Below are 23,390 nucleotides of genomic sequence, written 5' to 3'. Positions count from 1 at the left end.
GGTCCCGAAACCCGGTCTGCCATGCAAGCCGTCAAGATGTACACCACCCAGGTCTGCCCCTACTGCCAGCGGGCCAAGATGCTGCTCAAGCAGCGCGGGGTCGAGTCCATCGAGGAAGTCCGCATAGATCTGGACCCGGCCCAGCGCGACGCCATGATGTCGCTCACGGGCCGCCGCACCGTGCCGCAGATCTTCATCGGCGACACCCACGTCGGGGGGTGCGACGACCTGATGGCGCTCGACCAGCGGGGCGGCCTGCTGCCGCTGCTGAACGCCGCCTGATTTCAGCGGGCGGGTCTGCCCGCCTTGACCGGTCTGCCCGCGGCAACGCCCCTTCCAGGCGCAGGGTCGCGTGACGCCGGCGCGCACCCGACGTGGCACGCATTGCCACAAACCCCTGGCCAGGATGCCACGGGAAGGTCATCGGGCTGGTCCATAATCGTTGTCGAACTTCTGGCTTGGATCGATGCGCCCATCGCAGCGCCCGGCCTGACCGACACAACCCTTTTCTTCCGGACCCTCCATGAGCGACCAAGCCGCACAACCGTCTTTTGCCATCCAGCGCATCTACCTGAAGGACCTGTCGCTGGAAATGCCCAACGCGCCCCAGGTGCTGCTGGAACAAGGTCAACCGCAGGTCGACGTGCAGCTGAACCTGCACGCCGAACCCGTGGTCGATGGCATCTATGAAGTGGCCGTCACCGCCACCGTGACCACCAAGGTCAACGACAAGACCCTGTTCCTGGTGGAAGCCAAGCAGGCCGGCCTGTTCGAGATCCGCAACATCCCGCAGGAACAGCTGCAGCCGATCATCGCCATCGCCTGCCCGCAGATCGTCTACCCCTACCTGCGCGCCACCGTGGCCGACGTCATCAACCGCACTGGCTTCCCGCCCGTGCACCTGACCGAAGTCAACTTCCAGGCCATGTACGAAGCCCAGCTGGCCCAGGCCGCTGGCGAGCAGGCCGGCAACGCCTGATCGCGCGGCGATGAACCTCACGGTTCAAGACGTCGCCGCCCCGGACACGCCCTCGACACCCGGCCCGTCGTTGACGGTGCTGGGTGCCGGTGCGTGGGGCACGGCACTGGCCATCAGTGCGGCGCGCCACAACCCGGCCGTGCGCCTGTGGGCGCGCGACGCGGCCCAGGTGGCCGAGATGCAGGCCGCGCGGTGCAACACCCGTTACCTCCCCGAGGCGCCCTTCCCGGAGGCACTGCAGCTCGAAGCCGACTTCGACGCGGCCATCGCGCCGTGCCGCGAAGGCCGCGGGCTGGTCATCATCGGCACGCCGATGGCGGCACTGGGCAGCATGCTGCAGCGCCTGCCGGATGACGTGTCGGCGCTGTGGCTGTGCAAGGGTTTCGAGAAAGGCACCGGCCGGCTCGGTCACGAGATCGCGCAGTCGCTGCGCCCCGGCCTGCGCTGCGGCGTGCTCTCCGGCCCCAGCTTTGCGCGTGAAGTGGCCCTCGGGCTGCCCACCGCGCTGGTGGCCGCCGCGGCCGACGCCACGCTGGCCGAACAGGCCGTGTCGGCCTTCCATTCCGACAGCCTGCGCGTCTACACCTCGGCCGACCCGGTCGGGGTCGAAGTCGGCGGCGCGGTGAAGAACGTGCTCGCCATCGCCACCGGCATCGCCGATGGCATGGAGCTGGGCCTCAATGCCCGCGCCGCGCTCATCACGCGCGGCCTGGCCGAGATGACCCGCCTGGGCCTGGCGCTGGGTGCGCGCGCCGACACCTTCATGGGCCTGTCGGGGCTGGGCGACCTTGTGCTGACGGCCACCGGCAGCCTGTCGCGCAACCGCACGGTGGGCCTGCAGCTCGCCACGGGCAAGCCGCTGGCGCAGATCCTGAGCGAGCTGGGCCATGTGGCCGAAGGCGTCTACAGCGCCGCCACAGTGTGGCAGCGTGCGCAGGCGCTGGGCGTGGCCATGCCGATCACCGAGGCGGTGGTGGCCGTGCTGGAAGGCCGGCAGACCCCGCGCGAAGCCGTGGGCGCGCTGATGCGCCGCGAAGCCAAGGCCGAAGGCGGCCACGCCTGACGCCCTTTCGGGCGGCGGCCGGTGCCAGGGCCGGTCTCAGGCCCCGCCCGCGTAGCCGTTCTGCCGCCAGGCCTCGAACACCGCCACGGCCACCGCATTGCTCAGGTTCAGGCTGCGCTGCCCTTCACGCATGGGCAAGCGCACGCGCTGGGCAGGGGCAAAGGTGTCGCGCAGAGCCGGCGGCAGGCCGCTGGTTTCGCAGCCGAACACCAGCCAGTCGCCCGGCTGCCAGGCTGGCTCCTGAAAGGGCCGGCTGCCACGGGTGGTGAAGGCAAACATCCGCTCGGGGTCGGGCTGCATGGCGGCCAGGAAGGCGTCCCAGTCCGCGTGGCGCTTCACCTCGGCGTACTCGTGGTAATCGAGCCCGGCGCGACGCAGCAGCTTGTCGTCCATCGAAAAGCCCAGGGGCTCGATGAGGTGCAGCTCGCAGCCGGTGTTGGCCGCCAGCCGGATGACGTTGCCGGTGTTGGGCGGGATTTCGGGGTGGACCAGGACGATGCGGAACATGGGCGCCGATGATACGCGTCGCATCCCTGAAACCGCAGTGAACTGATACCGCTGCCGCAGGCCCGATTGCCTAGACTGCGGCAGACCATCATGACACCTCACACCATGGGATTGCACATTGCCATCATCGGCGGCGGGATCTCCGGCCTGTCCGCAGCCTACTACCTTCAGCAGCGCGCGCAGCAGCAGGGCCTGAGCGGTCTGCAGATCACGGTCTACGAGCGCAAGGCCGTGCTCGGCGGCAACGCCGACACCGTGTTCGTGCAGCTGGGTGAGCAGCGCACCGCACCGGACGCGCCCCCGGAGCCCTATGTGCGGTGGGCGGATCTCGGCGTCAACGACGTGAACCTGGCCACCTACCGGCGGCTGAAGGCGGCGCTGGCCGACATCGGCTACCTCGCGCACCTGCGGCCGCTGTGCGACAACGAAAGCTATTTCACGCCCGAGCGCCACACGCTGTTCACCGACGACGACGATGCGCCCGGCACGGTGTCCGACCCGCGCCACGACCTCGCTCAGGCCGATGCCGGCCGGCTGCTGCCGCTGATGCGGGTGGTGCATGCACGGGCATGCGAGCGGGTGTCGGGGGAGCACGGGCAGGCACCGGTCCCCGCGAGCTACACGGTGGGCCAGTACTTTGCCGACTGCATGGCCGCGCCCGAGGCGCAACTGGCCGGCACGGCCGCCCGCCTGGGCATTGCGATCGACTGGCAGGACCCGGCGCTGCCGACGCGCATCGCCCGCATCCGCGACGAGCTCTACTACCCGCGGATCTCGGCGATGTACTTCACCGACCCGGTCAGTGGCCCGGCGGGCATGCCGCTGCTGTCGCCCTTCCAGTACTACCTCATCCAGGAAGGACAGGATCCGGCAACCGGCCGCCCGGACCGCCGCTACTTCGAGTGGGGGTCGCAGCACTGGCTCGCCACCCTGGCGCAGGCGCTGGTCGCACGCAGCGACGACAGCGTGCGGGTGACGGTCTGCACCGGGCAAGCCGCGCAGGTGACGGTGTCAGCCAGTGGCGCGGTGGTGCAGGCCGGTGAAGGGCCTGCGCAGGCGGTGGACCTGGTGCTGATGGCCCTGCATGCAGACGATGCCTTGAAGGCGCTGCACATTCCGAATGGCGCAGACCTCGGGCCGGAACTGACCCGCATCCTCGGCCAGGTTCGCTACACGCGCAGCTATGCCGCCTGCCACACCGATGACCGGCTGCTGCCGGCCAACCGCAACAGCTGGCGCACATACAACGTTCTGGCTCACCCAGTGAGCCAGCAGGCTCAGCCCTACCGCATGAGCTACGTCGAGAACTGGCACCAGAACGACCGCGCCCACCCCCGCTACAACGAGGCCGGGCTGCCGGTGTTCTTCACCACGCTGACGCCCGACCTGCATGCCGTGGACCCGTCCATGGTGCTGGATCGGGCTGGCGGCGAGCACCTGCCATCTGCCGCGCGGGCCGCCCTGCCGCATCTGGCGCTGGCGGCCGCGGCCCAACCTGCCACCGGCTACACCGAGACCCACGCGCCGGCGGGCCTCACGCACCACGGCGGCAAGGCCTGGACGCTGTTCAAGCACAACGTGCTGGATGCGGGTTGCCTGCAGGCCCAGGTGCAGATCGCGGCGTTCAATGAAAAGAATGCAGCCTCTCCGCAGTGGCCCCTGTTCTTCGGAGGCGGATGGACCCGGGGGGCCGGACTGCACGAGCAGTGCATGGCGCAGTCGGAACAGATGGCGGGGTGGGCGCTGGACTACCTGGCGCCACAGCGCACCCGCTGACCGCCCCGGTTCAGGCCAGCAGCGTGCGCGGCAGCCGCAGCATCACGTGCAGGATCTCGTGCTCGCGCAGACGCTGCCACACGGCGTCGCCCGGACGCGGCGTCGGCCCGTCCACACAGGCCTGCATGAAGGCATGCAGGCCCGCCACCCAGGGCGTCGGTTCGGCACCGGTGAGCGTCAGCCAGCGGGCACCGACCCGCTGTGCGTCGTCATGCCGCCCCTTCAGTACATGCCATTCCATGGCCGCGGCATGAAAGCGGTAGACGTTGTGCGCCACGCAGCCCAGGTCGATCTGGGCCATGCCACGTGACAGCGCCTCGCGGGCGCGCACCTCGTCCGGGCTGATCAGGGCGAGCGTGCCCGACACCCAGGGTCCGATGAAGGCGTGCAGGCCCAGACGGTCCACGGCCTCTTGTGCCTGCTGGATGGTCCGCCACGCGCCCTCGAGGTCGCCCTGCGCATGCTGTGCACGGGCCTGGGCCTCCTGCAGAAAGGGCTCGAAGCGGCCCGCCCGGATGGCACGCGCGATGCGCAGGCCCTCGTCAACGTGCAGCAGGGCGCCGTGCGCATTGCCCCGCCCCAACTCGATCCAGCTGGCCGTCAGGCGAGACACGATCTCGGCCCGGTGGTTCCCGACCTGACGGGCCAGCTCGGCCGACGCCACGGCATTGCGCAGGGCGGGGGCGGTCTCGCACAGATAGATCTGCGTGGTGGCCAGCATGAAGCGGTTCGAGGCCTCGATGTCGCGCAGATCGTGTTCGTCGCACAGCGCAAGGCACTGTACGAAGCGGGCATGGGCCGTCACCATGCGGCCCTCCGCGTAGAACGAGTCCCCCAGGCCGCTGAGCGCCCTGGCCTGCAGCCTCACCTCGCCGGCGTCACTGGCCACGGCCATGGCGCGGCTGTGGTGTTCGCGGCTGCGCGCCACATCGCCACGGGGGAAATACAGATTGCCCTTGAGGTAGTGCAAGCCCGCAAGCTGGGCCCGTGTGTCGGGCCGGTCGGCCAGCGGCAGCGCCTCGTCGATGAGGTCCTCCTCGGCCCGCAGGTCCTCGAGCACATTGAGTACACCCGCCAGGGCCACGGTCGCCGTGAGGCGTCCGGGCACATCCGGTGCAGCGTCGAGGGCCTGCGTGTAGGCCGCGCGGGCCGCTGCGGTCTGCCCCGTCTTGGCCAGCACGTCGCCCAGCAGCATCGCCCAGGCGTGCACGTCACGCTCGGCGTAATCGACGCGCTCGTGGTCCAGCAGGAGCGACAGGGCACCCTCATGGTCCAGCGATTCATGGCGCTGGCGGGCAACCTCGAGCAGGCGCGCCGGGGCTTCCGCTCGCCGAGCCAGGTGCAGGTGACGGGCATGCAGCGCGGCGTTCTCGCCGGCCATGCTCAGGGCAACCTGAAGATGCAGGGCCTCCCGCTGGCGCACGGGCAGCGCCTCGTAGATGCCCTGGCGGATCAGGGCATGCAGGAAGTCGTACCGTCCGTCACCCAACTCACGCAGGAAGCAGTGCTGCACAAGGGGGTGCAGCGCATAGCCCGGCTCCGGCAGCAGCGCATCGAGCTGCGTCGCCGTGAAGGGCTGGCCCAGCACCGCGGCCACGCGCAGCGCCTGTCGGTCCTGCGGCGTGATGTCGTCGAGCCGAACCTGCAGCAGGTGCTGGAAGCTGTCGGGCAATTGCTCATGCCGCTCGGCCATCAGCAACTGGGTCAGGAACAGCGGATGGCCCTGCGCCCGTTCGCTGCACTGCTGTCGCCAATGGTCGTCGCCGGGAAACTGACGCGCCAGTTCGCGGGCCTCGCGCGGCTGAAGCGGTGCCAGCGTGGTTTCGTGAACCTCGACCTCGGGCAGCAGCCGCTGCAGGTCAGCCAGACGCAGCGGCTCTTCCACCCGGGAGCTCAGCACCCAGAGGACCTGCGCTTCCTGGCTGGCCGAGACCACGCGGGCCAGCGTTTCGATCGTGGCCACCGAGGCCCAATGCACGTCCTCGACGACCAGCATCAGCGGACGGGTGAGCGCGGTGCGCGTGATCAGGTGCGCCAGGGCCCGGGCCGTCAGCTGCGCCCGTTGCGCATGGCCCATCGCCTCCAGCAGGGCCCGGTCGGCGTCCGACTGGGGCACGCCCAGCAGTTCCCTGCACAACACCAGCGAAGTGTCGTCGAGCTGGTACCACGTCAGGCGCTGGCGGATCAGTTCGTTGCGGAACACCGTGGCCCCACCCAGGTCCAGCAGTGCGCTGACGAGACCGCACAGCACTTCACGGTGCCGGTCGCCGCCGAAATCCTGCAGCTCGATGACTTGGGTCTGCACGAAATGCTGCTGGGCGGTGTCGACACACTCCGCCAGCAGGCGGGATTTGCCGAGGCCGGCCATCCCGCGCAGCACCCAGACCTGCGACTGCTGGTCCCGCAGCACGCCAGCAAGGAGACGCTGGAAGGTCCTCAGCTCGGCATCGCGGCCGACCAGCCGGAACGCACGTCCGGGCCGCTGCAGGGGCTCCCCTAGCAGCAGGGCATCCGGAACCGGACTGGGCTGAAGTTCGTGCTGCACCCGCAAGGCGGCGCCCAGCGTGCGGTGCACGTACAGCGCAGGTGGCTCGGCCGAGAGCGCGCGGCGCCAGTCCTCGCGCGCCAGAGGCCAGTCAAGCACGTCCCCCGTGAGCAGGCCGGCCGACAACAGCACCCGCGCCCGATCGCCCGCTGCATGCAGCACCTGCCGGGCCGCCCGCACGGAGCGGGGCACGTCGCTGCGCTGGGCGCGCGGCTGCCCGAACAGCACGGTGATGAAGCCTGGTCCCGCATCGCGCCCGGCCGGCCCCGGCCGGGCATGCACCAGCCCGCCCTCCGCTTCGACGGCAGCGCACACGGCGGGCAGCGATGCCTGCGGGACAGGCCAGGCCGTCAGCACCAGCACCAGGCGGGCTTCACAAGCGGCATCCAGCTCGTCACGGCGCCCGTCCAGGCCCCACGCTGCCGGGGCCCGCTGGACTGTGGGCATGGCCTCGTCCACCAGCAGTTCATCCGGCAGGTCGCGATCGTCGGCTTCATCGCCCACCGCCCCCTCTGCCAGGATGTCTGCCAAGGCGACGTTGTGAAATGCGGCCAAGTGCCGAGCCGTGCGCAACAACACGCTCTTGCCCGTCTCGGCCCGCTTCACCGAGGCGATGGACACACACAGATGCCGTTCGAAGCACGCCAGCGCGAACGCGTCCTGGCTCAGGCCGAGCCGATTGCGCAGGGCGCGGAGGCGTTCGCCACTCAGGCGGACGCGGCCCGGGGCGGCTGGAGCAAGGTCTGGCGTGGACACGGGGACCCAATCAGCAGGAAGATGGACGCGAAGCCTACCACCACGCGGCCTTGGCCACGCGCGGTCGGAGCCGGCTCAGCCAATGAGCCGATCGAGGGTGGCCTGCAGGCTTTCGGGACGGGTGACCGGCGCAAACCGGTCCACGACCTGCCCCTGCGCATCCAGCAGGAACTTGGTGAAGTTCCACTTGATGCCCTCGCTGCCGAGCAGTCCGGGTGCCTGCTGCTTGAGCGCCTGGAACAGAGGATGCGCGCCCGGCCCATTGACCTCGACCTTGGCGAACATCGGAAAGGTCACGTCGTAATTCAGGCTGCAGAAAGACTTGATCTCGGCCTCGTCACCGGGCTCCTGGTGTCCGAACTGGTCGCACGGAAAGCCCAGCACCGCCAGGCCCTTGTCGCGGTTGGCGCGGTACAGCGCCTCCAGTCCCTTGTACTGTGGCGTGAAACCGCACTTGCTGGCCACGTTGACGATGAGCGTGGCTTTGCCGAGGAAGTGGCTCAGCGGGTGCTGTGCGCCATCGATGGTGGTGACGTTGATGTCGCCGAGTCCGGCCATGGGGGGCTCCTTGCGGGGGTGCAACAACAGTGCCCGGATGGTAACCGAGCGCATCACCCCTTCGGCGCGCGGGGCTTAGCCTTCGCCGACACACCGTCGCCGCGCGTCGGCCGCGGCCAGCGGCAGCAGGTGGCGAGGCTCGTTGAGCAGGTGCATGCGCTGGCCTTCGTCCAGCACCTGAGGCCCCTGTTCCAGGGCCTGGTCCACCCACCCGCGCCGGGCGACTCCGCGTGCACCGCTCGTCTTGCTGCGCGCGGACAGGCTCACAATCTGAGCCATCAGAGCGGGGTCGCGCAGAAGGTCCAGCCAGCGCGGCATGGGCCAGGGCCCCGCCGCCAGCGACCACGCCCTGTTCAGCACAGCCGGCGCCCAGCGCTCTTCCGGCGTCACCAGCCAGCCGGCTTCCCGCAGCCGCTGCCCGGCGTCGACGCGGCTCGTCCAGACCGCCAACGGTGCGGCCAGCATCAGCGGCACCACCAGCGGCAGCACGAGTGGCAGCGAGGACGGCGCCCACAGCGCGAGCGCGGCCGTCACGCACAGACCGGCCAGCGCGCCCGGCCAGAACACCTGCCAGGCGAGGCGATGGGACAGGGCCTGCGCATCGCGCGGCGGCGAGCGCCACTCGAGCGCCCAGCCGGTCAGGGCTGCCACCACAAAGCCGGTGTGCGCCACCATGCGTATCGGGGCATACAGCGCCGACAGCAGCATCTCCAGCGCCACGCCCTTGGCCAGAACGGCGCCTCCGCCCAGTCGGCGGCGCTCATCGGAGCCGGCCGCTGCCCAGGCACCGAGCATGCGTGGCAGCAGCAGCATGGCAACCATCCCGCCCCACAGCAAGCGGGCACACCACGCCGCACCGTCGTTCACCGCGGAACCGGGCACCCCGAGGTTCAACCACAAGCCCAACAGCACGAAGCCCAGCCACAGTGGCGCCGACAGGTAGGCCATCGCCCCGGTCAGCAACATCACCCGGTGGGCCGGATGCAGCCCCGGCTCGGCGACGAGCCGCAGGTTCTGCAGGTTGCCCTGGCACCAGCGGCGATCCCGTCGCAACTCCTCGATGAGGTTGGGTGGCACCTGCTCATGGCTACCGCTGATGTCTGACACCATCCAGACCTGGAAGCCGGCCCGCCGCATCAGCGCCGCCTCGACAAAGTCATGGGACAGGATGTCGCCCGACAGACCGCCCCGACCGGGCAGCGGCGCCAGCGCACAGTGCTGCATGAAGGGGGCCACACGCAGGATGGCGTTGTGCCCCCAGTAATGGGCATCGCCCAGCTGCCAGTGCTGCATGCCCAGCGTGAACAGGCGACCGGTGATGCGCGCCGCGAACTGCTGCGCACGCGCGTGCACGGTGTGCAGACCGCAGGGCTGCGGGGTGGTCTGGATGATGCCGGCATCCGGATGGGCCTCCATCAGCCGCACCAGCGTGACCAGGGCGTCGCCGCTCATGACGCTGTCGGCATCCAGCACCACCATGTAGCGGTAGCGACGGCCCCAACGCCGGCAGAAATCGGCCACGTTGCCCGCCTTGCGATGGGTGCGGCGCTGACGCCAGCGGTAGTACAGCCGCGATGCGAGCGCGGGGTCGGTGCGGGCCACGGCCTGTCGCCAGGCCGAGAACGAGGCCAGCTCGGCCACCCGCACGTCCGGGTCGCTGCTGTCCGAGAGCACGTACACGTCGAACAGCCCGGCTTCGGGGCGGGAGGCCAGCGATTCGGCCACGGCCTGCAGGCCGGCAAAGACCGATGCCACGGACTCGTGCCGGATGGGCATGATCAGGGCCGTGCGGGCATGCACGTCGATGGGCTCGGCCGAGCGCGACGACAACGACGCCGCACGCAGGGCATGGCGATCACCGTGGCGCAGTGCATGCAAACCCATCAGCGCCGTGACGAAGCCGGCCATGATCCAGGCGAACAGCAGCGCGAACATCAGCACGTAGACCGTGCTGGCCAGCGGGGCGGCTTCGAACGGTTGGGCCGGCAGGATGAGCAAGGTGGCCAGTGCGGAGCCCAACGCCACGGATTGCAGCAGCAGGGTGCGGCGCTCGGTGGCCGCCTGCTCCCAGGGCTGCGGTGCCTGCCAGGGCAGGTCGGTGGAGGCAAAGGGCGCGCGCCACGAGCCGACCACCGGCCAGGCCAGCCGGCCTTCGCTGGTGCCTGGCCACCATGCCACGGCCCCGGTGCGGTCCGACAGCCACTGTGTCAGCTGCGGCACGATGCCGCGCCACGGGCGCGCCGGCATGCTGGCGCGTTGCGGTGAGGGCGCTGCGCCCTGAGGGGAGGATGTCGGGTTCATGGTGTCGGCAACTGCATGGTCCAGGTTTCAGTCAGCGCATCCCCGCCACGGCGCAGGAAGGCTCGCAATTCGACCGGCTGGGTGGGGTGAACGCGGCGCACACGCAGCGTCATCCGCCACGTGCCGCCGGGCTCGTTGCGGAAGACGTGCTGCTCCAGCAGCGCCCCGCCGGGTCCCACGGTGGCCACCGCCTCGAGGCGGGCGTCGGCAGGCAGGGCATCGAGCACCGGCCCGTCGAAATCGACCACATACTGGGCCTCCCCCGGCGGCAAAGGCGCCCAACCACGCCCCATGCGGGTCTGCACCGCCCAGCCCCCCGGTGGCCGATGCTCGCGTTCGGCTTCCCAATGCAGGCGGTAGCGCCATTCCATCGGCTCACCCACTTTGGGCATGCCCTGCGGCACCCAGTACGCCACGATGTTGTCGTGCGTCTCGTCCGGTGCCGGAAGCTGGACGAGTTCCACCCGGCCGGCACCCCAGTCGCCCACGGGCTCGACCCACACGCTGGGGCGACGTTCATAGCGCGCTTCCGGGTCCTCGTAACTGGCATAGCGGCGGTCACGTTGCATCAGCCCGAAGCCGTGCACCCGACCGGCCTGAAAGCCGTTGACCTGCACCGTGTTCGGGCGGTGCAGCGGGCGCCACAGCCACTCGCCGGGCCGCCCTTCTCGCGTGGCCAGCGCAACCTGCAGGCCATCGGAGTCGTGCACTTCCGGCCGGTAGTCTTCCGGATGTGGCTGGTTCTCGCCGGAGACAAACATGCTGGTCAGCGGCGCCACGCCGAGTGTCGCCACGGGCTTGCGCAGGAACACCCGCATGCGCACGTCCACCGTCGTCGTCACGCCAGGCCGGATGTCGAAGCGGTATGCGCCCGTCACCCGCGGCGAGTCGAGCAGGGCGTAGGCCGTGAGCACGGCCTCGCCCTTGGTCGGGCGCTGAACCCAGAAGCGCGTGAAACGCGGGAACTCCTCGCCCTGCCCGCCGACGGTGTCCACCGCCAGCCCCCGTGCCGACAGGCCGTACTGCTGGCCCTTGCCGACGGCGCGGAAATAGCTGGCCCCCAGGAAGGCAATCACCTCGTCCTTGTAGTCGGGCCGGTTCAGCACGTGGTGCGCACGCCATCCGGCAAACCCGATGTCACCCCATTCGCGGGACGGCAACCGGTTGCGACCGAAGTCGAACAAATCAGCCTTGTACACAATGGGCTGCACCTTGCTGGGCGTGATCTCCTCGATGCCGACTGCCGACTGGTGATAGCCGCCGAGGTGGAAGAACATCAACTCGAACGGCAGGCCCTCGCTGCGCCAGTGGGCCTGCGCGGGCCTGAAGCGGATGTCCCGGGTCTGGTCGTAATCGAGCTCACGCAGGGCGGGGGGCAAGGGGGCCGCTTTCGGCTCTTCATAGGGCCGGCCGGCAGCCGCCTTGGCGAGGGCCGCCACGTCGTCGAAGCCCCAGATCGGGGTGCGTGCCTGCGCCTGGGCGGCCGGCTGGATGAATGCGGTCAAGGCCCCCACGGCGCACCACAGCGCAGGGCGGAGAGCAGGAAAACGTGAGAGAGAAGAGGAGTGTGTTGGCATCGCATCGGGCACCGCGGCAGAGGCCGCCTGCAACGCCCAGGCAAACGCCATGCCCGGCGCGCGGTGCGTGTTGAAGATGCCTGTGGGACGTCGGGCCGACGCGGAAAATTCCCGTTGGTGGCAAAGCGATGCAGGGCTTACAAGTCGACGCGTCTGCATACTTCCGTGCAGCCAACCATTATTTGGGTGGTCAAGGATCCGCAGGTTACCGACCCCGCAGACGCCACCGCTGACACGCCCCTGCACTACCTGGCACCGCATGTGGTCCGCACCGCGCGGGACGTCGGGCAGATGGTCAAGCGGCAGCGCAAGGGGACGAATCTGCGCCAGCTCGATGTCGCCGGCCTGGAAGTCGTGCCCAAGACATCCAGGACGCCGTGACGCCGTGACGCCGTGATGGAACGCTTCACTGCGCTGGACGTCTTCTATGGCGACGAGTTGATCGGCGCCGTATTCGACGCCTAGCCCCTGGGCTACGAATACGCGCCGACTTGGCTGGGCGGGCGACAGCCAGCCGGCCCCTTCCCACTGTCCAGCATCGCGCGCTAGCTCTATCTAGGTCGCCTGATCGGGCCCAAGGTACAGGCCTTTTTCGAGAACCTGCTGCAAGAGGTGGCAGGCGACACGGCGGGTGGCCTGCGCGTTGCCCGCGTCAATGAGTACGGCCAGCTTGTCGTTGTGGTGCGGAGCCATGTCTTTCCCATCTGATCTACACCGCATTGAGCATCTCGAACAACAAAGGTCTGTTCAGATCATGTGAGCAAGAGGACCGCCCCCCGCTTCGCGCGGGTTAAAGCCACATAAAGCAACTGCCTCTTGTTCCCTTCCTCGGCCACCTCAACTGCGTAGCTTCGAGGCGCCACCACCGCCACGCAATCAAACTCCAAGCCTTTGGCGCGATGCATGGTGGCGAGGTAGACCACCCCCGTTTCGTCGGTGTGACTGCTTTGCGCGGTGACAGAAACAGTCCTCGATCCCACTCGCTGCAGTTGCGATGCAAGCGCATCACGCACCTTCTCACTGGAAGCGACCACGCAGCACGTGACTGGTGAGCCACCTTGCGCGCCCAGCGATTGCCACCCATCGAGGAATGTTTTGACTTCCGAAAATGCAGCCTCAATGCCGTCAACCGCCTTCACCTCGGGCACCGGTCCATGCGACAAGGAGCGGTAGCGCTTCGACTCATCCGCGCCATCGTCCAAGTCGTCGATCTCCACGCCCTCCAGCAAGGCCACCGCCTGACGGCGGATTTCGTCAGTGGTTCTGTAATTGATGTACAGCTTTTTGGAGCGGCCCCGGATATCGATCCCGCATTTGCTCATCGCAGCTTTGTGCCTGCTGTAAATACGTTGGTGGCCGTCGCCCACGAAGAACAGATCATTCGGTGCACCGCTGGCCATCGCGCGCAGCAGCCGCAATGCCTGCGGACCAAAGTCTTGTGTCTCGTCGATCACGATGGCGCTATATCGAGATTGATGCTTCGCCTCTGACGCGATCAACGACGCGACCTCTCGGTAGGCATCGTCAACCTCCTTGAGTCGGCGAGACGCCAGTTGCCCCCGGTACTCCTCAAACACCGGCCATACCGCGTCACGCTTGCCACGAGTGAGCACCACGCCACGCCCTGTGCGACGAGCCGTTCGGTACTCATCCTGAGTGGTGATGCCCTGTGCCAGCACCACGTGCTCTAGTTCTTGCTCGTAAAAGTCATCAGGCAGATCCAGTGTGGTGTCTCGCACCGCCAGGGCAGCCTGCCAGGCTTGTAGCGCGCCCTCCTGTTTGCGGTCGTAAACGATGCGATGTTCCAGCTTGTTGGCACGCATGAAGTTGCTCACCCATGCATCCAGGTTCTTGACCTCCAGCTTCTCCAACGTGGCAGCGCCGCATAACGTCTTAAGGTTTTGCTCGATGTCCGACGCCAGGTTCCGCGTGAAGGTTGTGAACAGCACTTTCTGTCCATCACCCGTCCGGTTCTCAGCCAACCACTTGGCTCGGTGCATGGCCAGTACTGTCTTTCCAGTGCCTGCACCGCCCAGCACACGAACCGGGCCACTGCGGTCACCGACCGCCAGCTTCTGTTGGGTGGGATGCAGGAAGACACGCCACTGTGCCAAGGGCGCATTCAAGATTGCAGCCATCGTCTCATCGTCGCTGACCACCACAAACCGCGCCTGAGATTCCGGCGTACTCAAAGCTGCCGCGTAATCGGTGGTGTCCACGACCTTGTCGACACGCGTCTCGCGCGAGACCAGAACCTGAGTCACCGTATCACCCGCAGCGACCAGGAACAACCCTTCGTAGGCCTCCACAGGCAGCATGGGCTGCATGGCGTCCAGCTCAGCATCTGAACTCAGACGCTTCACAGATGACAACAGCTCTTGAGGGACGCCCAGGCTCATCAGCTCTTGGTCAGACAGCGTATCGAACAGCGGAGACGAGGCGGCTGGCGCAGCAACTGTGGCAGTCGAAGACGGATCGGCTGCCACTGGCTGTGCCGGCGCCGAGACGAGCTCGGGAGCCCCCATCTCCAACATGACCAATTGCATCGCCCCCGTGACCGGGTTAATGGCCAGCTTTCGGTTCTCTGCCCACCGGTAGGCGCTGTCGTGGTGATCGACGTAGAGCAGGACGTACACGTCACCCGACTGGGGTTTGAAGACGATTCCGCGCCAGTCTTGATCAATGCGAACAGACTTCAGGTTCGCATCCCGTGCGCCGTTGATGTTCTCGTAATTGATGCCAGGACTGCGTGGATCACTCTGGAACTTGATGGCCCACTTCATCACCTTGGTGTGAACGCTGGCGGGCAGCTTGGACAACTGAATCAGGAACTCATTACTCAACGCAACTTTGGGTTGCAAGCTCATCACATCACTCCTTGCTGACCAGCGTCAGTCCCAATGCCTGCGCCACCACATCTGGCCAAGGCTCATCACCAATGCTCTCGGTCTGTTCATCCAGGGTAAAGGTCAACCACCCCTGACCTTGCCAAGCTCCAGCCAAGTCGGCTTGATCATCACGCAAAACAACCAACTTCTCGTTAGCCCAACTGAGCTCACAGTCGGCCACGACCTTACCCCGCTCATCGCACAGCTCCGTCCCCACCTCGGGGGTGGATGCACCAGCTTCGGCCAGTTGAACCAATCCCGCCTTCAGGGATTTCAGCGACTCGTTCAACACCACTGTCCATCCCTCATTGATGGCGGAGCCTCCAGCATGGAGTTGACCCGGCGTAGGCAAGCTTGAGGGCAAGTCAGCAGACAAACCGCTGTAGTCGAGCTCGCTCAGTCCAGTTGACGTGACCAACCAAACCCGCTGCAGCGACTGCAAGGTGTTGAACACATGCAACCAGTGGCGCCAGGACATGTGCAACTGTTCTTCAATCGCTTCTGGTTGATCAACCAGTACCAAGACGCCGGGCGCTGACACTTCCGTGCCGTCGACCAAGCCATTGCGAGCAACGTCCATCGGCCATGTACCGAAGTAGCGACACGGCGCCGTTGGCTTCGCCACACTGGGCACCCAGCCCTTTCCCGGGCTGCGAGCATGAGCAGGCAGGCGATCCTGCCAAGCCGCCAACTCTGTTGAACAAGCCGTACGAGACGCCTCATCATTGGGGACCATGAGGAACCCGAGCCACAAGGCGTTGCGTTGCAACGCCTTGACCACAGGGTCTGCGGCTTCCGTGCATGGCGTGGCCAGCCAGTGCAGCAATCTGGCCACAGCATGCTGAGTGAAGGCACCTTCCTGCGCCCTAGGCACCTTCTCGGGCGCGACTTGCCCTTGATGTCGGCTCATGCAAGTCAAAGGTGACTCGAGGTCAGTCGAAAGATCACCCTTGAGCGCTGCGGCCACGTCGTTGTGCGTCACCGACCACACCCAGAAGCGGCCACTGTTGACCAAAGCACTGCGCTTGAGGGCGTCCTCCCTCAGCGACTCCTTGTGATAGGCCCAGCCATCACAAAACACAGCAATGGGGCGTCGTGCAGTTGATGCAGACCAAGGCCAAAGCACGAAGTCTGGCTTGCTGGCCACCAAGACGCCATCGTTCTTGCCCAGATTCACCTGTGGCTCGATCTTGTAGCGCTGGCTGCCCACTTCCAACACAAACCCAGCCTTGGCATTGACCACGTCTTGAACCAGCTTGACCGGCGGAATGCTGCCCACACCGCCCAAGCGTTTCAGGCTCTCGATGAACCGCGCTTCCAGCACCGAATCAAAGTTCGGGTTGATGTAGATCTCGTTGATTGTCTCGACACGCTCCAGCTGGTCCAGCGAGGCCACCAGGTCCTCCAGCACGGACTGGGCAGTCCGGCGAGAAACCTGCTCCATGCTGCGCCCCAGCCGATACTGGTAAACGCAGCGATAACAGCCATCCTTTTCGGGGTCTTCCTGGCAGCTGCACTTGGTCACGGCCTCAAGGGCCAACTTGAGGACATCAGACAAGGTGGCCGCGTCTTTAGCCAACAGCTGGTGCAGGTAACCGGTGCCACCGGGCACCGAGTCGTACAGCATGACGAAGTGGCGGCGTGGACCGCCGTCTTTGCCTGGCTCGTCCTGCATCACCATGCGCAGGTGGTCTACCTTGCCGCCAAACCGCTTTTTCAAGCCCAGCTGCACGGCGGCCATGAAGGACTGCACCACCCGTTCATCCACACCGTTCTTGGTGTACGGCACCAGAATCCGCAACGCCTCAGAGGTGAACTCGCGATACAGGTACAGGCATTCCAGCAAATTGCCAGGTTCGTCGCTGTCCCGTTTGGGGCAATCAAAGGCGTGCACCTGCTCACCCGCCTCGCCGTTGCGCTTGGCAGGCTTTTGCACCTTGCCGCAGTGCTTGCACAAGCGGAAACCGGGGCGAGACGATTCCTTGTCCGCCACCTTGAAGGCTTCACCCGGCTTGGCCAGTTCGCCAAAGTTCACGTCACGGAAGGTGACACGGCTGATGAACTCAAAGCCAAAGGGCAAGGCATCCGTGGTGATCTTCCAGGCCTCGCGCACATCCTTGGGCGAGAAATCAGCCATCAGCTGCCGGATGTAGTACTTCGGCTCACGGTCTTCCGTGCTGTCGTCGATCCGTACTTCGGTGTCGTTGCTGTTCGCAATTGCCTGCCTGAAACGCAACAAGGTGCGCTTCTGCGCGGCATCCGCCCACATTGGGTCACCGCAATGCGGACAGGCCATGTGCACATCAGGCTCAACGGCCAGGTTCTGCATGTGATGGCACGAGGGGCAGAATCGCCAGTCGTCGGCCTTGGCCAGATTCATGTTGATCTGGTCCACCTCCACACGCCGCTGGTTGGCATAGAAGCGGTTTTCAGGGGCGAACTCTGACAAGGCCGATTGCGCGGGCCGCTCGTACTTCAAGGTGTTGAGCGTCACATACGCGCCTTGGCCAGGCTCGTCGCTGGCACGCTTGCGCCACAGCACGGACTTCAACTCCACGCCTGCCTCCGGGAAGGCGTAGTTCGGGATCAGGCCCGCATCGGTGAGTGTGTTCAATAGGTCGCGCCCATCGATCTCTTTGATCAGTTCCAGCAGCTTGTCACGCTCACGCAGCAGGTTGTCGATCTCCTCTTGCGTGGCGTCATCTTGCGGGCGCTGCAACAGCTTGGCTTTTTGCTTGTCCAGCTCATCTTTGCGCACCTTGTAGCTGCTGCGCTCTTGCAGCAGCTCGGTCAGCGTCTTGACCAGGCGGGTGCGCAGGCCGTCGCCTTCTCCTTGCCCCTGCATGAAGTCCAGCAAGCGCTGTTGCACCACCTCGTCCACATCTGGCTGCAGCAGGCCGATGAAGGCCTGGAAAAGTCGCTCTTCATGGGCCAGTACATGGTCGTTTAACAAGTAAGGGAAGCGGTCCAGCTTCTTCTTGTCCATCGCGTCCAGCGCCTGCGACGTCTTTTCTGGCAAGCCTTTGTCGTTGCTGAGTGAGGCTACCCAGTCGTCCATGCAAAAAGCGAACAGCTGACGACGCAGCACCTCTGCGGCTTGCAAGAAAACGCCTGGCGGGTCTACCTCGCCGGCCAGCATTTCCTCGGTTTCGGCGAAGAAGTACAGGTCATGCGGGCTGCTGCCGTCCGCCAGGGTGGTGGTGACGGCATTGCCGTCTTTGCGGCCAGCACGCCCCACACGCTGCAGGAAGCTGGCCTGGTTGGGTGGCACGGAGCACAGAAGCACAGACGACAAATCACCAATGTCCACACCCATTTCGAGTGTGGGGGTGGCCGACAGCAGGTTTTCAAACCATGGCTGCGGGTTCTTGTGCTTAAACCGGGTCTCCAGGTCCTCGCGCTCTTTGCGCTCCAGCAAACCGGTGTGCTCGGCGGCAATCACGCGGCGCAGGTCACCCCGGCTGAAGCGCTCAGCCCACCAAGACGAAGCCTCAGGCAGCAGCACCTCGTAGTGCGACTCGGGTGCATCCAGGCAAGGCATGCCCAGCAGATGTTCCGCATCGCGCTGAGGCACCGTGAGCCTGCGCTTGCTGCCCTCGGTGGCCACGAAAGCCAATGCGGTGTGAAGCTCCAAGCGTTCTGGGTTCAGTGCCCAGGTGTCTCCTAGCTGATGCTTGGTGCATACCAGCAGGCCCGCACCGTTCAGCACACGCAGAGCCTCTTTGTACATGGCCTCGGCCATGCCCTTGCCCAGCAGGGTCTGCTGGCCCAACACGGCGTCTGCCCAGCGGTCGTACCAGGTGGCACGCCTGACACCTGCCAGCTTGTCAAAGTCGCGCTGCTGGCCTTCGGTCAAGAACACCGGGCGGGGGGTGTTCTCACCCATCTTGGGCATCCACTCATTGCGCCCCGCGGTTTTGGTGAGGGCATACACATTGCCATCACCCGCATAGCCGACCATTTCTGGGTGAAACACTGCCCCCCTGCGACGCATGTGGGTCAAGAAACCCCACAGCCACTGGGCCACAGTGTTGAGCTGAAGGCCATGCGCGCCGTACTGCTCGCGGTACACAGGCAGCAGCTCCGCTGCCACATCTTCCACCACAGCCCAAGGCACAGCCAACGCAGCCTTGCCAATCCGCTCCAGTGTGCGCCCACGCTGGCTGAGGTAAGTCAGCTCGCTGAAGGCTTGCCACAGGAAGCGCTTTTTGACGCGCATCGGCAACTTGCTCTCTGCGGGCAAACGCTGTTTTTGGAGCAGCTCCACGGCCCAGTCGTGCTGCCAGGTCATATTGGGTGCAATGAACTCAGCAACCAGTTGCGTCGGGGGCATGTCCAGCACCGATCCCGCAGCGCCAAAGCGTGCCTCCACATCAGCCAGGAAGCCCGCCCAGGACATGCAGGGTTGCCCCAACTCGTCCAGCACATGCGACAGGGCCGTGCGGATGTTGTTCTGGTAGGTGCGCGCACCAAAAAAGCCCGCTCGGTGGGCCGCATCTTGAACCGAATCAGAAAACGCGATCAACTTTTTGTCGTCGTTGAAGACACTGGCCCAGCTGCTCTCCACCACTTGAGCACCCAAGGTGGCATTGCGCGCACCCAGCAGCAGCAATTCGTTCTGGTCGCCACATGCAGGGCAGGTGTTGTCGTGCAAGGTGTACTGGGCTTGGCCCCGCACCTGGGTTTTCTGCGCGGTGACGTGAAACACCTCCAGCAACTCCCGGTGGCCGCATGCCAGGCACTCGTCCTTGGCTTGCTGCAAGGTGCCACAAGCCACGCAGGCTCGCTCAAAAATGCCTTCGACATGGCTGCGCTGGATGCTGGCAGCGGCGTACAAGCGAGCAGCCTCTGGACGGCGCGAGAACCAGGTGTTGTAGATCTCGTCCAGCTGATTGGACAACTTGCTGCTGCCCTGCACCAGGCGCGAGATCCAGCCCGTGGTGCGGCATTGGCGGCACTGAACCATGGGCAGATAAACACCGTCGCGCTCGCCGGGCAAGTCGCCCTCGCTGCGCAAGCGTACATGGGTAGGGTCCACGCTGAGCCTGCCCACCATGCGGCGCAGCTCACGCACCCACAGTTGCACGCGTAAGGTCACCAGGGGTTGGCCTCCTTCGCGGCGGGCCCAAGCCACCAGCACCAGCACGGCGTCCAGAACCTGTGCCACCTGCAAGGGCGTGGCGGCGGGCATGTGACGGGCCAAGGCCTCAGTCACATCTTGATAGCGCGCCACTCCGGCCTTACACAGTTTTAGCAGGTTCACGAACAGCTGATGCTGTTTGAGCACGCGGCCCAGCTCCTCGCGCCACTGTGCGTCGGCCACATCAGCGGGGGCAGGCAGGTCAGGGAAGAACACCGAGAACCACGCAGCGATCGCCGCTTCAGGCGTGGTGTAGGCGGCGGGGTCCAGCTTGCTGGCTTCCTCGTTCCGAAAGGCGAACATGTACTCCACCATGGCGTCTTCCAAAAAAGCGCCCACGGTTTGGCGATCTTCAGTGACAACCGATTCGGGATCAAACGCCACACCAAAGATCTGCATCGCGTAATCACGCAAAGGTGTGGAGTCGGATGATGCGCCCAATGTTGCAGAGGTGCCTGCACAAATGAGATGCCCCTGAGGTGACTTGAGGCGTGCGCGAAGGCGCCGCAGCAGCAAGGCCAGATCAGTTCCCTGTGCCCCATCGAAGGTATGCAGCTCGTCCACCACGATGTAGCGCAAGGTAGTCGGCGTGTTTTTAGACCAGAGTTGGCGGTCCTTGGGCCGCAGCATCAGGTAATCCAGCATCTTGTAGTTGGTCAGCAAGATGTCAGGGGGATGCTTGCGGAGCGTCTCGCGATCGGTGATGCAGGATTGCGGGGTCATCATCGCCCCCTCACCCGGCATGCCTGCTTGCCCACCGACGTACAAGCCCACGCGCAAGCCCGCAAATGCTGGAATCGATGCCACCATGCCCGCAATGCGGCGCGCCTGGTCAGTGGCCAGGGCGTTCATGGGGTAGACGACGAGTGCCTTGATGCCGCCTTCACCAGATGCCTTGGCTCGAGCGCAGTGATCCAGCAAGGGGTACAGAAAGCACTCCGTCTTACCGCTGCCAGTACCGGTTGCCACCAGCGTGCTGGCTGCGAGACGGTCACTGGACAAGCGCAGCCATGCCTTTTCCTGGTGGCTGTGCCCAGGATGTTCGGTTTCAAAGTTCTTGAAGAACTGCTTTCCGGACGCACCGGGAGAAAAAGGCAAACCCAGCTGAAGGTACGGGCCTTTCATCCAAGATGCCTCGTCGTTGACGAAGCGAGACATCAGGCCGTGGTTGAAAACATCGGCGGGTTCGAACGCGGAAACCAGGAACTGCTTTAAGCCCGCCTTGATGTCTCTGGCCAGAAGCGATGGAAGCATGAATAGTCCGAAAATCTGAAATTAAACTGGCGGTGGATAAAGCGTGTGATTACCGTAGTTGGCCAGACACCAACACCACATACGCCCATCCTCGCTGGCGAACCGAGGATGCGATGTTGGCATCAAAATCACCTGTTCTCTTCACATCAGGTTTCCACCGTACAACAGCACTGACCACCAGCGAGGAGTTTGTGCTGCCTGGCCCGAATTTCTCAGCCAAGTAGCCGACTTGTCTTTGCTCTCCAGCAGCGTTGCGATGAAAGAGCGACATATTTTTGACACCGCCCACGCTGATGGCATCACCAACCCTGACATGTCTTTCAATATAGTTTTGGCAAGCATCAGGTTCGTCATTGAACCTGTAGATTTTGGTGCTCGACCATCCCAAGCTCACCTCACCATTCAATCCTTCTAATACCTTCTGATTGTTTGAATTTGGTGGAGCAAATGGCTTCCGGTCTGACGCGCTCGCCCAAGCGTGTTCACGATCACCAACGAAATAGGTCAACCGCTCCTTTGCTCGGGTCATTGCGACGTACAAGAGTCGCGCCTCCTCCGCTGCATCAAGCGTCAATCCAGGCGACCCGGCTTGTAGTCCCTGCGCAAAACCTATGTACGAAGGCAACACAATCACATGGTCGAATTCAAGCCCCTTCACCTTGTTGATGGTCGAGACGATGGGCTGAGATAGATGACGATCTCGACTGACCAGCCGTGTCAACTCATCTACGTTTAAGCCCCTGATGAACCGAATCAAATCGGATAGATGTTGGAAACTGCCTTCTTTGTCGCAAAGATCCCATAGATCACTCAAGCTGACCTGAATTTGGCCCGCTGCCTGGAACCTCGACGTCTCGGGAATCTGGAAATTCTCATTGAAAGACGCGAGCAGTTCGCCCTTCAGGTCTGGACTTAACGAACGATCTGCAATCTTGACTTCGGCCTCCAGATGATCAAGCCACAGACCAACATGCCTCAGATCTGCCAGCCTTAAGTTCGCGCCTCCTTGCACCTTCAAGTTGGAAACGACATTCTTCAGATGGAAATAGGCACTGGCAACTTCCGCGTTGCTGCGACACAAGATGGCAATGGACTTACCACATGGCCTGACTTCCTCAAGGCTCATACTCTTTACGTGCTCAAGCGCGCCTTGCCAGTTTTTGTCTTGCCACCCGATTCGCTCAACCAAGTCATCAAGCTGTTCGTCACTTGGTTTGAGAGCCACATTCTGTTTGAGCCGTTGTGAAAGCTGGCAGTGCTCGAAGAAGCCATTGATCATGACTTGGCTCTTCTCGACGATTCTCTTGCCAGATCTGAAGTTCACCGCCAAGTGAAGCGTTGTCAATGTCGGTTTTACGAAATCCGTTTGGAACCGGTTGAAGTAGATCTCTGAGAACTCCTTCTTCTTGCGGTTCCAACGCAGAATGTCCTGGTCATCGTCACCAATCACCATCACACCGGCTTGCTGGTCAGAGCCCAGGTGCAGTTGCTGAATGATGGTGTAGATGTCTTCGGTGGCGTCTTGGAACTCGTCGACCAGAATGCAGCGGCAAGCCCCGACAACTTGTTGTCGGAACATTGGGTCTGATTGCAGTTTTTGCGCGAACGGCGCCAGCAGTTTGTCCTTGCCTTCAGCCGTGTAGCCAGCGTCATCCACGCTGTTGAGATGGAGCGTGGCAAAAGCGTGGAAGGTGTACACCCTCAATCGCTTCACGTAGGAGCCATAGCCGAGGTGTTGGAACAGCTTACGTGTTCGCTGTTTGATCTCGAAGACGACCGCGCGGTTGAACGCCAACACGATGATCTCGTTGGGGGCGACATGCTGCTCTCGTATCAAGTGCACGATTCGCCCCACCAGAACGGACGTCTTGCCGGCCCCGGGCCCAGCGTTGACGAGCAAATGCTTGTTGTAGGGATGATGTTGAATCACGAGCAAAACTGAGCCAGGCGTCACGTCCAAAACTGAGCCACTAAGTTGACGAAGAAATGGACTGTTCGGATGTGGATAAGTCTACTGCGTGATCTGTCTGGGGTGCTCCTTTGGCC

General features: G+C 64.6%; 14 protein-coding genes. 5 read left to right on the top strand and 9 right to left on the bottom strand.

Annotation, left to right across the window (positions count from 1 at the left end):
* Positions 1-21: 21 nt before the first annotated feature.
* The 3 genes from grxC to QZ709_RS04940 all read left to right on the top strand — a co-directional run bounded on the left by grxC (position 22) and on the right by QZ709_RS04940 (position 2,042).
* Positions 22-282, top strand: coding sequence for a glutaredoxin 3 (gene grxC / locus QZ709_RS04950; protein ID WP_294636197.1), 261 nt, complete (start codon positions 22-24; stop codon positions 280-282).
* A gap of 241 nt (positions 283-523) precedes the next feature.
* Complete coding sequence (secB, locus tag QZ709_RS04945) at positions 524-979, top strand: protein-export chaperone SecB (protein WP_294636196.1); 456 nt, start codon at positions 524-526, stop codon at positions 977-979.
* Between the two features lie 10 nt (positions 980-989).
* Complete coding sequence (locus QZ709_RS04940) at positions 990-2,042, top strand: NAD(P)H-dependent glycerol-3-phosphate dehydrogenase (protein ID WP_294636195.1); 1,053 nt, start codon at positions 990-992, stop codon at positions 2,040-2,042.
* A 36-nt stretch (positions 2,043-2,078) separates the two neighbouring features.
* On the opposite strand, the gene trmL is transcribed toward QZ709_RS04940, so the two are convergent.
* Positions 2,079-2,549 (bottom strand): tRNA (uridine(34)/cytosine(34)/5-carboxymethylaminomethyluridine(34)-2'-O)-methyltransferase TrmL, encoded by a 471-nt coding sequence (gene trmL, locus QZ709_RS04935; RefSeq protein WP_294636194.1) that lies wholly within the window; start codon positions 2,547-2,549, stop codon positions 2,079-2,081.
* Between the two features lie 90 nt (positions 2,550-2,639).
* Here trmL and QZ709_RS04930 point away from each other — a divergent pair, with 90 nt between their 5' ends.
* Positions 2,640-4,325, top strand: a complete 1,686-nt coding sequence (locus QZ709_RS04930) for an FAD-dependent oxidoreductase (RefSeq protein ID WP_294636193.1) — start codon at positions 2,640-2,642, stop codon at positions 4,323-4,325.
* Between the two features lie 10 nt (positions 4,326-4,335).
* On the opposite strand, the gene QZ709_RS04925 is transcribed toward QZ709_RS04930, so the two are convergent.
* From QZ709_RS04925 to QZ709_RS04910, 4 genes are all read right to left on the bottom strand, one after another.
* The gene (locus QZ709_RS04925) at positions 4,336-7,626 is read right to left on the bottom strand and encodes an AAA family ATPase (RefSeq protein WP_294636192.1); all 3,291 of its coding nucleotides are present in this window, start codon (positions 7,624-7,626) and stop codon (positions 4,336-4,338) included.
* A gap of 75 nt (positions 7,627-7,701) precedes the next feature.
* On the bottom strand, positions 7,702-8,184 hold the full coding sequence (locus tag QZ709_RS04920) for a glutathione peroxidase (RefSeq protein ID WP_294636191.1): 483 nt from the start codon (positions 8,182-8,184) through the stop codon (positions 7,702-7,704).
* Positions 8,185-8,259: 75 nt separating this feature from the next.
* A complete protein-coding gene (gene mdoH / locus QZ709_RS04915; RefSeq protein WP_294636190.1) occupies positions 8,260-10,485 on the bottom strand; it encodes a glucans biosynthesis glucosyltransferase MdoH in 2,226 nt (741 codons plus the stop codon).
* Positions 10,482-11,999 (bottom strand): glucan biosynthesis protein, encoded by a 1,518-nt coding sequence (locus QZ709_RS04910; RefSeq protein ID WP_294636189.1) that lies wholly within the window; start codon positions 11,997-11,999, stop codon positions 10,482-10,484. Before QZ709_RS04910 ends, mdoH begins: the two co-directional genes overlap by 4 nt.
* A 228-nt stretch (positions 12,000-12,227) precedes the next feature.
* On the opposite strand from QZ709_RS04910, the gene QZ709_RS04905 reads away from it, so the two are divergent.
* On the top strand, positions 12,228-12,443 hold the full coding sequence (locus QZ709_RS04905) for a hypothetical protein (protein ID WP_294636188.1): 216 nt from the start codon (positions 12,228-12,230) through the stop codon (positions 12,441-12,443).
* A gap of 174 nt (positions 12,444-12,617) precedes the next feature.
* On the opposite strand, the gene QZ709_RS04900 is transcribed toward QZ709_RS04905, so the two are convergent.
* The 4 genes from QZ709_RS04900 to QZ709_RS04885 are packed head-to-tail and all read right to left on the bottom strand — an operon-like array spanning position 12,618 to position 23,274.
* Entirely contained in the window at positions 12,618-12,755 is a 138-nt protein-coding gene (locus QZ709_RS04900; protein WP_294636187.1) for a hypothetical protein, read from the bottom strand.
* 59 nt (positions 12,756-12,814) lie between these two features.
* Entirely contained in the window at positions 12,815-14,929 is a 2,115-nt protein-coding gene (locus tag QZ709_RS04895; protein ID WP_294636186.1) for a UvrD-helicase domain-containing protein, read from the bottom strand.
* A 4-nt stretch (positions 14,930-14,933) separates the two neighbouring features.
* Positions 14,934-21,344: a DEAD/DEAH box helicase gene (locus tag QZ709_RS04890; RefSeq protein ID WP_294636185.1), complete on the bottom strand. Its 6,411-nt coding sequence runs from the start codon at positions 21,342-21,344 to the stop codon at positions 14,934-14,936.
* 49 nt (positions 21,345-21,393) lie between these two features.
* Positions 21,394-23,274, bottom strand: coding sequence for an ATP-dependent helicase (locus QZ709_RS04885; protein ID WP_294636184.1), 1,881 nt, complete (start codon positions 23,272-23,274; stop codon positions 21,394-21,396).
* Positions 23,275-23,390 lie beyond the last annotated feature (116 nt).

It is taken from the genome of uncultured Aquabacterium sp. (genome assembly GCF_913773725.1).
GTDB lineage: Bacteria > Pseudomonadota > Gammaproteobacteria > Burkholderiales > Burkholderiaceae_C > Aquabacterium.
Note: the sequence above shows the minus strand (reverse complement) of the source record. Positions and strands in the feature narration are given on the sequence as shown.

Bases quoted from the DNA above. Each gene is read 5' to 3' on its own strand.
- grxC (WP_294636197.1), top strand. From the start codon at position 22: ATGCAAGCCGTCAAGATGTACACCACCCAGGTCTGCCCCTACTGCCAG.
- secB (WP_294636196.1), top strand. From the start codon at position 524: ATGAGCGACCAAGCCGCACAACCGTCTTTTGCCATCCAGCGCATCTAC.
- QZ709_RS04940 (WP_294636195.1), top strand. From the start codon at position 990: ATGAACCTCACGGTTCAAGACGTCGCCGCCCCGGACACGCCCTCGACA.
- trmL (WP_294636194.1), bottom strand. From the start codon at position 2,549: ATGTTCCGCATCGTCCTGGTCCACCCCGAAATCCCGCCCAACACCGGC.
- QZ709_RS04930 (WP_294636193.1), top strand. From the start codon at position 2,640: ATGACACCTCACACCATGGGATTGCACATTGCCATCATCGGCGGCGGG.
- QZ709_RS04920 (WP_294636191.1), bottom strand. From the start codon at position 8,184: ATGGCCGGACTCGGCGACATCAACGTCACCACCATCGATGGCGCACAG.
- mdoH (WP_294636190.1), bottom strand. From the start codon at position 10,485: ATGAACCCGACATCCTCCCCTCAGGGCGCAGCGCCCTCACCGCAACGC.
- QZ709_RS04900 (WP_294636187.1), bottom strand. From the start codon at position 12,755: ATGGCTCCGCACCACAACGACAAGCTGGCCGTACTCATTGACGCGGGC.
- QZ709_RS04895 (WP_294636186.1), bottom strand. From the start codon at position 14,929: ATGAGCTTGCAACCCAAAGTTGCGTTGAGTAATGAGTTCCTGATTCAG.
- QZ709_RS04890 (WP_294636185.1), bottom strand. From the start codon at position 21,344: ATGCTTCCATCGCTTCTGGCCAGAGACATCAAGGCGGGCTTAAAGCAG.